We start from the raw sequence: 14888 nt of genomic DNA, 5'->3' as shown, positions 1-14888 counted from the left end.
CGTTTAGACTGGAGCGCATGCACATCGGAATATTTGGTGCCACCGGCCAGGTCGGATCCGTCATGCGCGGGCTGCTCGAGGAGCGGGACTTCCCCGTCACCTCGATCCGCTACTTCGCCTCTGCACGCTCCGCCGGGTCGACCCTCCCGTGGAAGGACCAGGAGGTGACGGTCGAGGACACCGCCACCGCGGACTTCTCCGGTCTGGACATCGCGCTGTTCTCCAACGGCGGCTCCTCCAGCAAGGAGTACGCGCCCAAGGTCGCGGCCGCCGGCGCGACCGTCATCGACAACTCCAGCGCCTGGCGCAAGGACCCGGAGGTCCCGCTCGTCGTCTCCGAGGTCAACGCCGCGGACATCGACGAGTTGCCCAAGGGGATCATCGCCAACCCGAACTGCACGACCATGGCGGCGATGCCGGTGCTCAAGCCCCTCCACGACGAGGCGGGCCTGGTCTCCCTTCGAGTGGCCACGTACCAAGCCGTCTCCGGCTCAGGGGGCAAGGGTCTCGACGAGCTCGACAGCCAGCTGCGCGCCGGCTATGCCTCCGGCGACCCGAAGGACCTTGCCACCGACGGCGAGGCGCTGACGCTGCCCGAGCCGCAGGTCTACGACGCGCACATCGGCTTCAACGTCGTCCCGGTCGCGGGTGCGGTCGTCGACGACGGCAGCCTCGAGACCGACGAGGAGCAGAAGCTGCGCAACGAGTCGCGCCGCATCCTGCACGTGCCCGAGCTGCGGGTCTCCGGCACCTGCGTGCGCGTCCCGGTCTTCACCGGCCACGCGCTGGCCATCCACGCCGAGTTCGACCGGGAGATCACCCCGGAGCAGGCGGAGAAGGTCCTGCAGGGCGCGCAGAACGTCGTCGTCACCGATGTACCCAACCCGCTCCAGTCCGCGGGCAGGGACGACGTCTTCGTCGGTCGCATCCGCGCCGACCAGGCGGCTCCCGAGGGCAAGGGCCTCACCCTCTTCGTCGCCGGCGACAACCTGCGCAAGGGCGCCGCGCTCAACGCCGTCCAGATCGCCGAGGCGGTCGTCGCACGCAAGGGCTGACACCACGGCAGGACGCACGAAGGGGGCCGGTCACCTGGTGGTGACCGGCCCCGTCGTCGTGTGCCCAGCAGCCGCGTCGACGGCGGAGAAGACGCCGATCCTTATGGTTTGGCGAGGTCGACTTGGTGCGCGAGGGGCTGCAGCGTGGCCTGCCATCGGATTCGGCGTGGTCGGCGCATGACTGGGTCACGCGAGCTGAGGGGCAGCGGGCGTGTGACCCGGGGGCGCGGCACGTCGCGTCGGTGGTCCGGGTGGCGCGGGCCGGCAGCCGGATGGCGGGACCGTACGCACTCAAGGCCGGGGACGCAGTCAACGACCTGCGTAGCGCCTTCGGCGCGGGAGATCTCCCGTTGGGCAAGGCCGACCAGCTCGTACGGTTCCACACGCAGCTGGCGCCGATCGCGGACGAGAGATGCTCGAGACCGAGATGCACATCCTCGTCCAGGGCGCCACGGACGATGAGGTCGCCACAGGTCCCGACGGGCGGCGCCGGGAGCGCGTGCGAGGTCTCTCCGAGAAGGAGCTGGGGACGGCCATCACGCGAACCGGTCGGCTCCTGAAGCCCGAGAAGGAGACCGAGGATGATGACCGTCGTGCGAAGCGCGGGCGCTCCCTGTCCAAGAGCGAGGGGCCGGCAGGCACGTCGGCCTACCGTGTCGTGCTCGACGCGGAGGGCGCCGCACTGGTCGATTCGGCCTTGGCCGCCCTGTCCGGTCCGGTCACGGACCGAACGGCGAGCACGACGATCGACCCGCGGCGCAGCGTCCTGCGGATGCGCTGGTCGAGGTCATCCGCCGTGGGGTCGCGGCGCCGGGGGCCGAGCCGAGGTGCGAGGAGGCGCAGGTGGTCGTGCCATCGGGCTGGAGGACTTGTCCGAGGGGACGCACGGTGCGGGAGTGACGGCCACCGGCGAGGTGCTCGCCCCCTCTGCCTCCGCAATGGTGCGATGCCCACCACGTGGACGGGTGGTCCCGCGGCGGCCGGAGCGACGTGAGCAACGGGGCACTGCTCTGTCAGCGACACCACACGAGGGTGCACACCCACGACCTGACCGCGACGATCACCGGCACCGGTGCCACCTGGCACGTCTGGCGACCCCGCCCCGTGCCCGGCCACACCGGCCGGGCGACGCTGCATGGCCGGGTGCGGCCGACCCTGTGGGTCACCCGACGGGGCGCAGCCGACGCCCCCTTCGCCCGTCCAGATCGTGACCGGCATCCCACCCGGCGGTGACACGGAGTAAGGTCAGTGGCCATGCGGACGGATCTCCTCCTTCTCTGCCGCGGCGAGGCCTGACAGACGGCCACCTCGTCGCGGAGTTCGTGGTGCCGCCCCACCCACCGACGTGACGAAGGACAACGCATGATCCACCCCCAGCAGTCCACCCGGATGCCGATCCAGAAGTACATCCCCTTCCAGGACCAGATCTCCGTCGAGCTGCCCGACCGCACCTGGCCCGACCAGGTCATGACGAGGGCACCGCGCTGGTGCGCGGTCGACCTGCGCGACGGAAACCAGGCACTCATCGACCCGATGGACGCCGACCGCAAGCTGACGATGTTCCAGCTGCTGGTGAAGATGGGCTACAAGGAGATCGAGGTCGGCTTCCCCAGCGCGAGCGAGACCGACTTCAACTTCTGTCGCCAGCTGATCGACGGGGGACACATCCCCGACGACGTGACGATCCAGGTACTCACCCAGTGCCGCGACCACCTGATCGAGAAGACCTTCGATGCCATCGCCGGGAGCAAGCAGGCGATCGTGCACTTCTACAACTCGACGTCGATCGTCCAGCGGCGGGTCGTCTTCAACTCCGACCAGGACGGCATCGTCGACATCGCCCTGCAGGGCGCGCGCCTGTGCAAGAAGCTCGAGGAGACGGTCGCCGACACCACCACCGTCTACTACCAGTACTCGCCGGAGTCCTACACGGGCACCGAGCTCGACTTCGCCGCCCGCATCTGCAACGAGGTCATCGAGGTCATCGACCCGACGCCGGACCACAAGATGATCATCAACCTGCCGGCGACCGTGGAGATGGCCAGCCCCAACGTCTATGCCGACTCCATCGAGTGGATGAGCCGTCACCTGGACAGGCGTGAGTCGATCATGCTCTCCCTGCACCCGCACAACGACCGCGGTGAGGGCGTCGCCGCAGCCGAGCTGGGGTACCTGGCCGGTGCCGACCGCATCGAGGGCTGCCTCTTCGGCAACGGCGAGCGCACCGGCAACGTCGACCTGGTCACCCTGGGCATGAACCTCTTCAGCCAGGGCATCGACCCGCAGATCGACTTCTCCGCCATGGACGAGGTGCGACGCACCGTCGAGCACTGCACGCAGCTGCCGGTCCACCCACGCCACCCGTGGGGCGGTGACCTCGTCTACACGGCCTTCTCCGGATCGCACCAGGACGCGATCAAGAAGGGCTTCGACGACATGCAGCGCCGGGCGAAGGAGGCCGGGGCCAGCATCGACGGCATCGACTGGGGTGTGCCCTACCTGCCGATCGACCCGCACGACATCGGTCGCGACTACGAGGCGGTCGTGCGCGTCAACAGCCAGTCCGGCAAGGGCGGAGTCGCCTACCTGCTGCACTCGGAGGTCGGCCTGGAGCTGCCACGGCGCCTGCAGATGGAGTTCTCGGCGGTCGTCCAGCGCAAGACCGACTCCGACGGCGGCGAGATGAGCGGTCTGGCCTTGTGGGATGTCTTCAACGACGAGTACCTGCACGGTGAGGACACGGACGGCTGGGGTCGCTACCAGCCGGTGCGCACCACGCTCACCGGTGAGGACGACGGTCTCGACCGCATCGAGGGCCACATCCTCGACCGCGGCCAGGAGGTCGCGATCTCCGGCAGCGGCAACGGCCCGATCGCGGCCTTCCTCAATGCCATCGAGCCCCTGGGTATCGACGTGCGTGTGCTCGACTACGCCGAGCACGCTCTTTCCGCCGGTGGTGACGCACGGGCTGCCTCGTACGTCGAGTGCGCCGTCGGCGAGCGTGTCCTGTGGGGCGTCGGCCTGCACGACTCGATCGTCAAGGCCTCGCTGCGCGCGATCCTCTCCGCGGTCAACCGCGCCGAGCGCGACGCCCAGGTGGACGACGCGGCCTGACCATTCGTCCCCTGACTACGAAGTGCTGCTGGCTCTAGTTCGTTGAGCCAGCAGCACTACGTGGTGCTGCACGTTCAACGAAGTGCTGCCTGCAGCAGTTCGTTGGGGGCCGGCGTTCGTTCGGGGAGAGGGCGAGCGGGCTGACCGGTCAGCGAACCCCGGCGACGCGGTACTGGATGGAGATGCGCGGCCCGAGGGCAGCAGTCGTCTTCGGGATCGCGTGGTCCCAGGTGCGCTGACAGGCGCCACCCATGACGGCCAGGTCGCCGTGCCCGAGTGACAGCCGTTGGGAGCGACCGCCGTCGCGCGGCCGGAAGGCGAGGTGACGGGCCGAGCCGAGAGAGACGATGGCGACCATCGTGTCGTCGGTACGACTGCGCCCGATCCGATCGCCGTGCCAGGCGACGGAGTCGGCGCCGGTGCGGTAGAGGCACAGACCGGCGGTGACGAAGGGCTCGCCGAGCTCGGGCGCGTAGTGCTCGGTCAGCCGCTCGCGCATGTCGACCAGCATCGGGTGGGGGAGTGCCTCGCCCGCCGAGTAGAAGCAGGTCAGCCGCGGTACGTCGACGACCGAGTCGTACATGGTGCGCCGCTCGGAGCGCCACGGCACCTCGTGCAGCAGCGCTTCCAGAACCTCGTCGGCGCCGCAGGCCCAGCCGGGCACCAGGTCGATCCAGGCGCTGCCGTCGAGGTAGCGCCGATGACGCGACTGCAGGTCCCCGAGGGTCGGGTCGTCCGCGGTGTCGAAGAGCGAGGACTGGAGCGCCTGCATGTCATCGAGGGTAGCAGTCGGTCGAACGCGTGTTCGACAACCATGTCGGCGTGGGGGTGCGTGTCGCCGCGGGACGAAGGGGGACAATGGGCGCGTGCCCCTCTACCGCGAATCCGGAGTCGTGCTGCGCACCCACAAGCTGGGTGAGGCCGACCGGATCATCACCGTGCTCACCCGCGGCCGCGGCAAGATCCGGACCGTGGCGAAGGGAGTGCGCCGGACCAAGTCGAAGTTCGGCGCCCGCCTCGAGCCGGGGATGCATGTCGACCTCCAGTGCTACGAGGGGCGCAACCTCGACACCGTGACGCAGACCGAGTCCCTCGACGCCTGGGGCGATGCGCTCGCGCGCGACTACCGACGCTGGACCAATGCCAGCGCCATCCTCGAGACCGCGGACCGGCTCACCGAGGAGCACGAGCCGGCCGTGCAGCAGTACCTCCTCCTCGCCGGGGCACTGCGCTCCCTGGCCCACGACGAGCACGCACCCGAGCTGGTGCTCGATGCCTACCTGCTGCGGGCCCTCGCTGTCGCCGGGTGGGCACCGAGCTTCCACGACTGCGCCCGATGCGGCGACGGGGGGCCGCACCGGGCCTTCCACGTCGCCTCAGGTGGGGTGCTGTGCCGTCTCTGCCGGGTGCCGGGGTCCTCGGCCCCCGCCCCCGAGACCCTCGACCTGCTCGCGGCCCTGCTCACCGGCGACTGGGTCACGGCCGACCAGTCCTTCGACCGGCACCGTCGCGAGGGGTCGGGCCTGGCGGCGGCCTTCCTCCAGTGGCACCTCGAGCGCGGGGTGCTCTCCCTGCGCCACGTCGATCGCAGCGTCGCGCGGACCACTGCCGACCGCACCCCACCGCAGAGGACCGGATGAGTCGCTACGCCACCCCCTTCGCCCACCCGAGTGGAGTCACCCCACCGCCGGTGCCCGCCGAGCTCGTGCCCGGCCACGTCGCCGTCGTCATGGACGGCAACGGTCGGTGGGCCAACCAGCGCGGCCTGGCGCGGACCAAGGGCCACGAGGCGGGGGAGGGCGCGCTGCTCGACGTCGTCGCCGGTGCGCTGGAGATCGGCGTGCAGCACCTGTCGACCTATGCCTTCTCCACGGAGAACTGGCGACGGTCGCCCGAGGAGGTGCGGTTCCTCATGGGCTTCAACCGCGACGTCATCCGTCGTCGGCGGGACCAGTTGCACGCGTGGGGAGTGCGGATGCGCTGGGTCGGGCGTCGGCCGAAGCTGTGGAGCTCGGTGATCAAGGAGCTCGAGATCGCCCAGGAGATGACCCGGGACAACGACGCGATGACGCTGTACTTCTGCGTCAACTACGGCGGACGGGCCGAGATCGCCGACGCGGTGCGGGGGATCGCTGCCGACGTGGCCGCCGGTCGGCTGAAGGGCTCACGCATCGACGAGCGGACGATCGCGCGCTACCTCGCCGAGCCGGACATGCCGGACGTCGACCTCTTCCTGCGCAGCTCGGGCGAGCAGCGCACCAGCAACTTCCTGCTGTGGCAGTCCGCCTACGCGGAGATGGTCTTCCAGGACACGCTGTGGCCGGACTACGACCGCCGTCACCTGTGGGAGGCGATCGAGACCTACGCCGCGCGGGACCGGAGGTACGGCGGCGCGGTGGACACGCCCACCGGCGCCTGAGCGAAGGGGGTCACTCGCCGGGGCAGTCCGCGCAGCGACCGAAGAGCTCGAGGGTGTGGGCCACCTGCGTGAAGCCGTGCTCGGCGGCCACCCGATCGGCCCACCGCTCCACGGTCGGTCCCTCGACCTCGACGGTGCGACCGCAGTCGCGGCACACCAGGTGGTGGTGGTGACCCGTGCTGCAGCGCCGGAAGATCTGCTCGCCGTCATCCGTGCGCAGCTGGTCGACGATGTCCTCCTCGACCATGGTCTGCAGCGTGCGGTAGACCGTCGCCAGCCCGATCTTGTCGCCGGCGGCGTGCAGGCTGGCGTGGATCTCCTGCGCGGTGCGGAACGCCTCGAATCGGTCGAGGTCCGCCTCGATGGCGATGCGCTGCTTCGTCGGGCGGCGGGTGCGGATGTCGGTCATCGATGGCTCCCTTCGAAGGTCGAGTGCGGGTCCTCGCGCCCGGGCGCGTGCTCGCCCCGGTGGTCCCCGTGCTCGGCGTGGCGGTGACCGTCGTGGACGTAGTCGACGTGGTCGTCGTGGAGCACGGCCTCGTGTCCGCAGTCCTCCCAGTGCACGTGCTCGTGGTTCTCGGCGCTCGTGTGCTGCGTGCGCCCGATGAGGTGGACGAGCCAGGCGCCGACGGCGGAGGTGATGAAGGCGGCGATCGCCAGCAGGACGATCGTCGCGCCGGAAGGGGTGTCGCCGTAGAAGCTGGTGACCACCCCCCCGACGCTCGTGGCCAGGCCGACGGCGACCGCCCACACGAGGCTGCTGCGGAAGGAGCGCCCGAGGCGCTGGCCGGTGGCATTGGGCAGGATCATCAGCGCGCTGATGAGCAGCAGTCCGATGACGCGCATGGAGATCACGACGGTGACGCCGGTGAGCACCGCGAGCAGGACGTTCGTCGCGAGGACCGGCAGGCCCGAGGCCTTGGCGTACTCCTCGTCCTGGGCGACGGCGAAGAGCCGCTCGCGCAGCAGGAGCACCGTCACGAGCACGACCCCGGCGAGGACGGCGAAGGCGATGAGGTCGTTGCGGGAGACGGTGTTCAGTGCGCCGAAGAGATAGCCCTGCAGGTTGGTCGACGACCCCTGGGGAGCCCTGGCGAGGATGACGACGCCGGCGGCGATGCCGCCGTAGAACATCACGGCCAGGGCGAGGTCCCCGCTGGTGCTGCCGAAGTGCCGCAGCAACTCGATCGCCACCGCGGCGACGATGACGACGACGAGCGCGGCCAGGACGGGGGAGGTCTGCGTGAGCACCCCGACACCGACCCCGGCCAGGGCCATGTGCCCCATTCCGTCGCCGATGAGGGACATGCCGCGCTGGACGAGGAAGACACCGACCAGCGGGGCGGACGCGCCGACGAGAACGGCCGCGATGAGTGAGTTGCGCATGAACTCCAGGCTGAGCAGATCCATCATCGAGGCCCTCCCGTCGTCGGCAGGAACGTCGTGGGGACGGGGGAGCGGGGTCGCGCGTCCTCGCCCTCGTGGTGGATGTGGTCCACCTCGTGCGGGGCGACGTCCTGCGGTGGTCCGTCGTGGCTGATCCGACCACCGCTGACGACGATCGCTCGGGTGACCAGGTCGGCCAGCGCGTCCAGCTCGTGGGTGACGACGACGAGGGTGGCACCGCGCTCGACGAGACGGCGCATCACCGCGACGAGCACCTGTTGGTGCCCGCGGTCGACGCCCGCCGTGGGCTCGTCCATGAGGAAGACCTCCGGCCGGCTGGCCAGCGCTCGTGCGATGAGCACGCGGCGCTGCTGCCCTCCGGAGAGGGTGGCGACGTCGTGATCGGTCAGGGTGCCCAGGCCGACGACGGCCAGGGCCTCCCGGACGAGGGCCCGGTTGCCCGCGGAGCGGATCCGCCACGGCGCCCACCAGGGCGTGCGCACCGTGCGACCCATCGTGACGATCTCGGTGGCCGTCGCCTTGACCGCCGAGGCGAGGGTGTGGCGCTGCGGGACGTAGCCGATGCCGTTGCGGGCGGGACGTGAGCCGATCGGGTTCCCCAGCACCCGGGCGGTGCCGGCCTGCAGCTCGGTGAGTCCGAGGAGGCCCTTGACGAGGGTGGACTTGCCGGAGCCGTTCGGCCCCAGCACGGCGACGACCTCACCGCGTCGGATGGTCAGGTCGATGTCGCCGACCACCGCGCGGTCCTCGTAGCCGAAGGCCGCGCGGCGCAACTCGATGACGGGCTCGTCGCTCATCGGCAGCCCTGTCCCTCGACCACGGCGTCGCGGTTGCTGCGCATGATCTCGAAGTAGTCGGAGCCCGCGGACTCCTTCGTCACGCCCTCGATCGGATCGAGCACGGCGACGCTTGCGCCGGAGTCGCGGGCAATGGTGTCCGCGAGGTCGCGCGGCACGAGGGGCTCGGCGTACACGGTCGAGATGTCCTCCTCCTTGATGTAGGAGATGAGGTCGGCCATCGCCGCTGCCCCGGGTTGTGCGTCCGGGCTGAGCCCGCTCAGCGAGACCTCGTGGAAGTCGTAGCGGTCGGCGAAGTACGCGAAGGCCGCGTGCCCGGTGACCAGGTCGCGCCGGGTGCAGTCGGACAGGTCCTGCTGCAGTTCCTGGTCCAGGTCGGTGAGCTCGGCCGTGAAGGCCTTGGCATTGGCCCGGTAGTCCTCGGCGTGCGCGGGGTCGTCCTCGGCGAGCAGCTCGGCGATCGCGTCGGCGACGTCGGCGTATCGGGTCGGATCGAGCCAGAAGTGGGGGTCCCGCGCGCCGTGGTCGTGGTCGTCGTGCGCGGCGTCCTCGTGCTCGTCCTCATCCGTTGCGACGTCCAGTCGTGCCGTCCCGGAGACGTCGAAGGCGGTGTCCGGTGTCTGCGTGGCCGCGTCGTCGACCGAGGGCTGGAAGCCCGAGAGGTAGATCAGGTGGTCGGCACGGCCGGCCTGAAGGACCTGCTTGGGACTCAGCTCGAGGTCGTGCGGTTCGGCGCCGGGTCGGGTGAGGTTGCTGACGGAGACGTGCTCCCCGCCGACCTGCTCGGTGGCGTACTCGAGGGGGTAGAAGGACGTGGTGACGGCGACCGCGTCCTCGTCCCCGCCGCTCGCGTCCGAGGTCCCGCAGGCCGAGAGGGCCAGCAGCAGGGCACAGGTGGTCACGGTGACCGCGGTCCGGTACATGAGAATGATTTTCACTCGTAGTGAGAACGATTGTCAATCTCGACCGGCCGGGCCGCTGGCTCCACCGGTCAGCGGGGGACCACCTTGATGATCGTCAGCCCGACCACGAGGGCGACGACCGCGATGCGCATCAGGCGCTCGCTCGGGCGCAGCCGCGGCCAGCTGAGCGCGAGCATCCAGACGAGGAAGAGCACGACGAGCCCGAGGGGGATGGTGCCCCAGGGGCCGAGGAGGCCGCCGAGGATCACGAGGACGAAGACGACGACCACCGGGACGTACGGTGGTAGTCCGGCGAGGAAACGCGTCGCGGGGAGGCTCGCGCGTTCGAAGGCGTTGGTCGCGACGGGCTCGGGGCGGGGCGTGTCGTTGCTGGGCACGCCCACAGGATAGGCGGCCCGATGCGGTCACCGGACGGGGTGCCGGATAGCCTCTCCCTCATGGCCAAGCCGATCTCCACCGTGGACACCGTCGTCAACCTCGCCAAGCGCCGTGGCTTCGTCTTCCCCTGCGGAGAGATCTACGGGGGGACCCGCTCCGCCTGGGACTACGGGCCCCTCGGCGTGGAGCTGAAGGAGAACATCAAGCGTCAGTGGTGGCGCTCGATGGTCACCGGTCGCGACGACGTCGTCGGCCTGGACTCCTCGATCATCCTGCCGCGCGAGACCTGGGTCGCCTCGGGCCACGTGGGCACGTTCAGCGACCCGCTCATCGAGTGCCTCACCTGCCACCGGCGCCACCGTCAGGACCACCTGCAGGAGGCGATCGCGGACAAGGCGGAGAAGAAGGGCAAGTCGGGCGCTGACATCGACCCGGACCAGGTGCCGCTCAGCGAGATCGTCTGCCCCGACTGCGGTACCCGCGGTCAGTGGACCGAGCCGCGCGAGTTCAACATGATGCTCAAGACCTATCTCGGGGTCATCGAGGACGAGTCCGGGCTGCACTACCTGCGTCCGGAGACCGCCCAGGGCATCTTCATCAACTTCAACAACGTCCTGCAGACCTCACGGAAGAAGCCACCCTTCGGCATCGCCCAGACCGGCAAGTCCTTCCGCAACGAGATCACGCCGGGCAACTTCATCTTCCGAACCCGCGAGTTCGAGCAGATGGAGATGGAGTTCTTCGTCAAGCCGGGTGAGGACGAGCAGTGGCACGAGTACTGGATCGCGGAGCGCACGCGCTGGTACACGGACCTGGGGATCGACCCGGACAACCTGCGCCACTTCGAGCACCCGGTCGAGAAGCTGAGCCACTATGCCAAGCGCACCGTCGACATCGAGTACCGCTTCAACTTTGCCGGGAACGAGTGGGGTGAGCTCGAGGGCATCGCCAACCGCACCGACTTCGACCTCAGCTCGCACAGCAAGCACTCGGGCACGGACCTGTCCTTCTTCGACCAGGCCAACAACGAGAAGTACACGCCGTACGTCATCGAGCCGGCGGCCGGTCTGTCCCGTTCGATCATGACCTTCCTCGTCGACGCGTACGCCGAGGACGAGGCCCCCAACGCGAAGGGGGGCGTGGACAAGCGGACCGTGTTGCGCCTCGACCACCGGCTGGCTCCCGTCAAGGCGGCCGTGCTGCCGCTCTCGCGCAATGCCGACCTCTCGCCGAAGGCCCGCGACCTGGCCGCGCAGCTGCGCAGGAACTGGAACGTCGAGTTCGACGACGCCCAGGCCATCGGCAAGCGGTACCGTCGCCAGGACGAGATCGGGACGCCGTACTGCATCACCGTGGACTTCGACACGCTCGAGGACAACTCGGTGACCGTCCGTGAGCGCGACTCGATGCGTCAGGAGCGTGTCTCGATCGACCAGGTCGAGGCCTGGCTCGCTCCCCGCCTCCTCGGCTCCTAGCCGTCATGGATCGATCGGGAGCGCCGATCCGGCTGCTGCTCGTCCACGGCAGTCGGCTCAATGCCGCGGCGTGGATCCCCTTGGAGGAGGCCCTCCTGGGCCGGATCGTCTGCGAGCACCTCGACCTGCCCGGTCACGGTCTGGAGCAGCACGTGCCCTTCACCATGGAGGGCGGCATCGCTGCGGTCGGCGATGCGGTCGAGGCGCTCGACCCGAGCCGACACCGGATCGTCCTCGGTGGGCACAGCCTCGGTGGGTACGTGGCGATGGAGTGGGCAGCGCGCCACCACGGCGTGCTTTCCGGGCTCGTCCTCATGGGCTCGACGGCCCAGCCCTCCTCACGTCTGGCCGGGATCTACCGGGCCTTCGGCAGCGCCCTGCGGGCGGGGCTGGGGGACGTGCGCAGGGCGGAGTCCCTCCGGGAGACCGATGCGGCCTCGCTGCGCCGGATCATCGGGGCCCGCACCGCTGCCGCGGTCCTGCAGCGAGGGCCGGGCCTCGAGGCGATCCCGGATGCGTGGGACGCGGTCATCGACGAGGTGGACCTCGGGTCGCTCGCCGAGGTCGACGTGCCGGTCGTGGCGATCAACGGCGAGTACGACCAGTTCCGCGTCGGGGAGGGCACGGCACGGGCGCTGCGCCACGACCTCGAGATCGTGCACATCCCCGGAGCCACGCACTTCGCGCCGATGACCCATGCCGCCCCGGTCGCCACGGCCATCGGTTCCTTCGTCGACTCCCTCCCCGCCTGATACGACGTGCTGCAGGCTCTAGTTCGTATGGTCAGCAGCAGGTCGAGGTGCGGCTGACCATACGAACTAGAGCCTGCAGCAGTTCGTGTCAGCGGCGGCCGGTGGCGACCGGTCGGACCGGGTCGGTGACCCAGTGGCTCCAGCTGCCGACGTAGACGGCGGCCTCGATACCGATCTCGTGCAGTGCCAGGGCGGTGTGGGCCGCGGTGACCCCCGACCCGCAGTAGCTACCGACCACGGTGCTCCCGTCGATCCCCTCGGCCGCGAAGCGTGCTCGGAGCTCCTGGGGGGAGCGCAGCCGCCCTTCGTCGGTCGTGAGGTCACCCATCGGCACGTTGACCGCACCGGGGACGTGCCCCGCGACCGGGTCGATCGGCTCGACCTCGCCGCGGTACCGCTCGGGGGCCCTCGCGTCGACGAGCACGCCCGCCTCGGTGAGGTCGGCCGCGCCGTCGGCGGTCAGGACCGGCACCGAGCCCGGGCGGACCGTGACCGAACCCGGGGTGGGGGAGACTGCCCCGGTGGAGACCGCACCTCCCGCGTCCCGCCAAGCGGCGAGCCCGCCGTCGAGGACGCGCACATCGGTCAGCCCGGCCCACCGAAGCACCCACCAGGCGCGGGCGGCGGCGAGGGATGACGCCTGGTCGTAGACGACGACGTGCGAGTCGTCGTCGACGCCGGCTGCCCGCAGCCCCGCCTGCAGCACCGCGGGATCGGGAAGGGGGTGGCGGCCTCCCGCTCCCGGCTCGCCGGCCAGCACGGCGTCCAGATCGACGAAGGGGGCGTCGGGAAGGTGCCCGCCGGCGTACAGGTCCGCTCCGTCGCCGGTGAGGGTGAACTGCACGTCGAGGACGACGGGGCCCGACGGGCCGGGCTCGGCGAGCTCCGACTGCAGGGTGCGGGGATCGACGAGGGCGCTCACGGGATCTCCTTGCTGGGTGCGACATCGCGGTCCGGCAGCGGCTGGATGGGGATCTCGTAGCCACCGAAGTCATCGTAGGACCGGGGGTCCTCGCTGGGCTCGATGTGGATGGTCACCCGCAGGTCGGGGTGCTCCTCGGCGATGGCGGTCTCGATGTCCTCCACGACGTTGTGCGCCCGACGTACCGACCAGGCACCCGGGACCAGCACGTGGAACTCGGCGAAGGAGATGTGTCCCGCCATCCGGGTGCGCAGCCCGTGCACGTGGACCTCGTCGCTGCACAGCGCGTTGATGGTGTCCGCCAGATCGGCATTGTCCTGGGGGGACAGCGCCGCGTCCATCAGCGCGGTCCCCGACTCGTTGAGCAGGCGCCACCCGGCCCACAGGATGTTGGCTCCGACGAGCAGGGCGACGATCGGGTCGAGCAGCTCGATACCGGTCACGGCGACGAGCGCGATCCCGGCGACGACGCCCACCGAGGTCCAGACATCGGTGAGCAGGTGCTGCCCATCGGCGCGCAACGTGATCGAGCGGTGCCGCCGGCCGGCGCGCAGGAGGACGAAGGCCACGGCGCCGTTGAGGACCGCAGCCACGACGGAGATCGCCACACCGAGCCCGACCTGGTCGATGGGTCGCGGGTCGAGCAGCCGACCGATCGCCTGCCAGATGATGACGCCGGCGGCGACGAAGATCATCGCGCCCTCGATCGCGGCCGAGAAGTACTCGGCCTTCGAGTGACCGAAGTGGTGGTCGTCGTCGGCCGCGCGCCCGGCGACCCGAAGAGCGATGAGGGCCGCGATCGCCGCGACGAGGTTGACGATCGACTCGGCCGCGTCGGCGAGCAGACCGACCGAGTCGGTGATCCACCAGGCTCCGGTCTTGAGCGCGATCGTGGCCAGGGCCGCCGCGATGGACAGCCAGGCGAACTTCTCCAGGTGCTGCCGGGAGCCGGTGGATGCCGTCATGTCCACAGGACCACCGCCACGACGACGAGGATGCCGGGGAGCAGGAGCAGCCCCAGGACGGCCCAGCCCATCGGTCTGCCGAGGTTGACGGTGGTCCCGACTCCCGCACGCTTGGACACGAGGACGTCCGGATCGTCCGGGTTGGCGTAGACGAGGCCGCCCAGGCGCCAGCCCGCACGGTCGTCGCCGCTCTCGCGCCCGGCGCGGACGGAGGCGATGACGACCCAGATCGTGGTCGCGGTGAGGCCCGCGAGGAGCGCCCAGAAGGTCCATGGTGGTGGGACCGCATCGTCGGTGAGGTACTGGCTGATGGAGGTCAACGAGATGCCCCCGCCGACGACGCTGGCGAGCGCGGCGAGCGGCGTGACGAGTCGGGCGTGGCCCTGGGCGCGGATCAGCAGCAGCGTGGCGAAGACCGCGAGTCCGCTCGCCTGCCCGACGAGCGTGGGCATCAGGACGCTGCCGAGGGAACGATCGGTGTAGCGGTCCGGGTCGCCCAGCACACCGAAGTGGACGGGGTACGGATCGGGCAGCTGGTCCAGACGCACGACCGCGATGATGACGGCGGCCACGCCCAGGGCGAGCGTCCCCAGGAGCCACGGCACGGCCGGGCGGAGGGAGATGCGCTCGCTGCCGTCCGTGGTCGTCTCCTGCCTCGACTGCCTGCCCATGCGCACGATT

16 protein-coding genes are annotated in these 14888 nt (G+C 70.2%); 7 read left to right on the top strand and 9 right to left on the bottom strand.

Going from position 1 to position 14888, the window contains the following annotated elements:
- Positions 1-17: 17 nt before the first annotated feature.
- From V1351_RS09930 to leuA, 3 genes are all read left to right on the top strand, one after another.
- A complete protein-coding gene (locus V1351_RS09930) occupies positions 18-1055 on the top strand; it encodes an aspartate-semialdehyde dehydrogenase (RefSeq protein WP_338747986.1) in 1038 nt (345 codons plus the stop codon).
- A gap of 927 nt (positions 1056-1982) precedes the next feature.
- Positions 1983-2288 carry an HNH endonuclease signature motif containing protein gene (locus V1351_RS09925; RefSeq protein ID WP_338752511.1) on the top strand — a complete coding sequence of 102 codons (306 nt, stop codon included), beginning with the start codon at positions 1983-1985 and terminating at the stop codon, positions 2286-2288.
- Positions 2289-2417: 129 nt separating this feature from the next.
- Positions 2418-4169 (top strand): 2-isopropylmalate synthase, encoded by a 1752-nt coding sequence (gene leuA / locus V1351_RS09920; protein ID WP_338747985.1) that lies wholly within the window; start codon positions 2418-2420, stop codon positions 4167-4169.
- Positions 4170-4317: 148 nt separating this feature from the next.
- Here leuA and V1351_RS09915 read toward each other — a convergent pair whose 3' ends face one another.
- Positions 4318-4941, bottom strand: coding sequence for an alpha-ketoglutarate-dependent dioxygenase AlkB (locus V1351_RS09915; RefSeq protein ID WP_338747984.1), 624 nt, complete (start codon positions 4939-4941; stop codon positions 4318-4320).
- A gap of 94 nt (positions 4942-5035) precedes the next feature.
- Between V1351_RS09915 and recO the strand changes: the two genes are divergently transcribed.
- Positions 5036-5809: a DNA repair protein RecO gene (recO, locus tag V1351_RS09910; RefSeq protein ID WP_338747983.1), complete on the top strand. Its 774-nt coding sequence runs from the start codon at positions 5036-5038 to the stop codon at positions 5807-5809.
- Positions 5806-6588 carry an isoprenyl transferase gene (locus V1351_RS09905; RefSeq protein WP_338747982.1) on the top strand — a complete coding sequence of 261 codons (783 nt, stop codon included), beginning with the start codon at positions 5806-5808 and terminating at the stop codon, positions 6586-6588. The genes recO and V1351_RS09905 overlap by 4 nt, the downstream gene beginning before the upstream one ends.
- Before the next feature lie 10 nt (positions 6589-6598).
- Here V1351_RS09905 and V1351_RS09900 read toward each other — a convergent pair whose 3' ends face one another.
- From V1351_RS09900 to V1351_RS09880, 5 genes are all read right to left on the bottom strand, one after another.
- Positions 6599-6997 carry a Fur family transcriptional regulator gene (locus V1351_RS09900; protein ID WP_338747981.1) on the bottom strand — a complete coding sequence of 133 codons (399 nt, stop codon included), beginning with the start codon at positions 6995-6997 and terminating at the stop codon, positions 6599-6601.
- The gene (locus tag V1351_RS09895; RefSeq protein WP_338747980.1) at positions 6994-8001 is read right to left on the bottom strand and encodes a metal ABC transporter permease; all 1008 of its coding nucleotides are present in this window, start codon (positions 7999-8001) and stop codon (positions 6994-6996) included. Before V1351_RS09895 ends, V1351_RS09900 begins: the two co-directional genes overlap by 4 nt.
- Complete coding sequence (locus V1351_RS09890) at positions 7998-8792, bottom strand: metal ABC transporter ATP-binding protein (RefSeq protein WP_338747979.1); 795 nt, start codon at positions 8790-8792, stop codon at positions 7998-8000. Before V1351_RS09890 ends, V1351_RS09895 begins: the two co-directional genes overlap by 4 nt.
- The gene (locus tag V1351_RS09885; protein ID WP_338747978.1) at positions 8789-9715 is read right to left on the bottom strand and encodes a metal ABC transporter substrate-binding protein; all 927 of its coding nucleotides are present in this window, start codon (positions 9713-9715) and stop codon (positions 8789-8791) included. The genes V1351_RS09890 and V1351_RS09885 overlap by 4 nt, the downstream gene beginning before the upstream one ends.
- Before the next feature lie 68 nt (positions 9716-9783).
- Positions 9784-10092, bottom strand: a complete 309-nt coding sequence (locus V1351_RS09880; protein ID WP_338747977.1) for a DUF6703 family protein — start codon at positions 10090-10092, stop codon at positions 9784-9786.
- Between the two features lie 60 nt (positions 10093-10152).
- On the opposite strand from V1351_RS09880, the gene V1351_RS09875 reads away from it, so the two are divergent.
- Together V1351_RS09875 and V1351_RS09870 are read left to right on the top strand one after the other, a co-directional pair.
- Positions 10153-11568 carry a glycine--tRNA ligase gene (locus tag V1351_RS09875; RefSeq protein ID WP_338747976.1) on the top strand — a complete coding sequence of 472 codons (1416 nt, stop codon included), beginning with the start codon at positions 10153-10155 and terminating at the stop codon, positions 11566-11568.
- A 5-nt stretch (positions 11569-11573) separates the two neighbouring features.
- Positions 11574-12320, top strand: a complete 747-nt coding sequence (locus V1351_RS09870) for an alpha/beta fold hydrolase (protein ID WP_338747975.1) — start codon at positions 11574-11576, stop codon at positions 12318-12320.
- An 88-nt stretch (positions 12321-12408) separates the two neighbouring features.
- Here V1351_RS09870 and V1351_RS09865 read toward each other — a convergent pair whose 3' ends face one another.
- The 3 genes from V1351_RS09865 to V1351_RS09855 are packed head-to-tail and all read right to left on the bottom strand — an operon-like array spanning position 12409 to position 14878.
- A complete protein-coding gene (locus V1351_RS09865) occupies positions 12409-13242 on the bottom strand; it encodes a sulfurtransferase (protein WP_338747974.1) in 834 nt (277 codons plus the stop codon).
- Positions 13239-14207, bottom strand: a complete 969-nt coding sequence (locus V1351_RS09860) for a cation diffusion facilitator family transporter (protein ID WP_338747973.1) — start codon at positions 14205-14207, stop codon at positions 13239-13241. The genes V1351_RS09865 and V1351_RS09860 overlap by 4 nt, the downstream gene beginning before the upstream one ends.
- Entirely contained in the window at positions 14204-14878 is a 675-nt protein-coding gene (locus V1351_RS09855) for a DUF1648 domain-containing protein (protein WP_338747972.1), read from the bottom strand. Before V1351_RS09855 ends, V1351_RS09860 begins: the two co-directional genes overlap by 4 nt.
- Positions 14879-14888 lie beyond the last annotated feature (10 nt).

The organism is Janibacter sp. A1S7 (assembly GCF_037198315.1).
GTDB lineage: Bacteria > Actinomycetota > Actinomycetes > Actinomycetales > Dermatophilaceae > Janibacter > Janibacter alittae.
This window is presented reverse-complemented; position numbering and strand designations above follow the sequence as displayed.

Coding starts and splice junctions, on each gene's coding strand:
- V1351_RS09930 (WP_338747986.1), top strand. CDS start 18: ATGCACATCGGAATATTTGGTGCCACCGGCCAGGTCGGATCCGTCATG.
- leuA (WP_338747985.1), top strand. CDS start 2,418: ATGATCCACCCCCAGCAGTCCACCCGGATGCCGATCCAGAAGTACATC.
- V1351_RS09915 (WP_338747984.1), bottom strand. CDS start 4,941: ATGCAGGCGCTCCAGTCCTCGCTCTTCGACACCGCGGACGACCCGACC.
- V1351_RS09905 (WP_338747982.1), top strand. CDS start 5,806: ATGAGTCGCTACGCCACCCCCTTCGCCCACCCGAGTGGAGTCACCCCA.
- V1351_RS09900 (WP_338747981.1), bottom strand. CDS start 6,997: ATGACCGACATCCGCACCCGCCGCCCGACGAAGCAGCGCATCGCCATC.
- V1351_RS09895 (WP_338747980.1), bottom strand. CDS start 8,001: ATGATGGATCTGCTCAGCCTGGAGTTCATGCGCAACTCACTCATCGCG.
- V1351_RS09890 (WP_338747979.1), bottom strand. CDS start 8,792: ATGAGCGACGAGCCCGTCATCGAGTTGCGCCGCGCGGCCTTCGGCTAC.
- V1351_RS09885 (WP_338747978.1), bottom strand. CDS start 9,715: ATGTACCGGACCGCGGTCACCGTGACCACCTGTGCCCTGCTGCTGGCC.
- V1351_RS09875 (WP_338747976.1), top strand. CDS start 10,153: ATGGCCAAGCCGATCTCCACCGTGGACACCGTCGTCAACCTCGCCAAG.
- V1351_RS09870 (WP_338747975.1), top strand. CDS start 11,574: ATGGATCGATCGGGAGCGCCGATCCGGCTGCTGCTCGTCCACGGCAGT.
- V1351_RS09860 (WP_338747973.1), bottom strand. CDS start 14,207: ATGACGGCATCCACCGGCTCCCGGCAGCACCTGGAGAAGTTCGCCTGG.
- V1351_RS09855 (WP_338747972.1), bottom strand. CDS start 14,878: ATGGGCAGGCAGTCGAGGCAGGAGACGACCACGGACGGCAGCGAGCGC.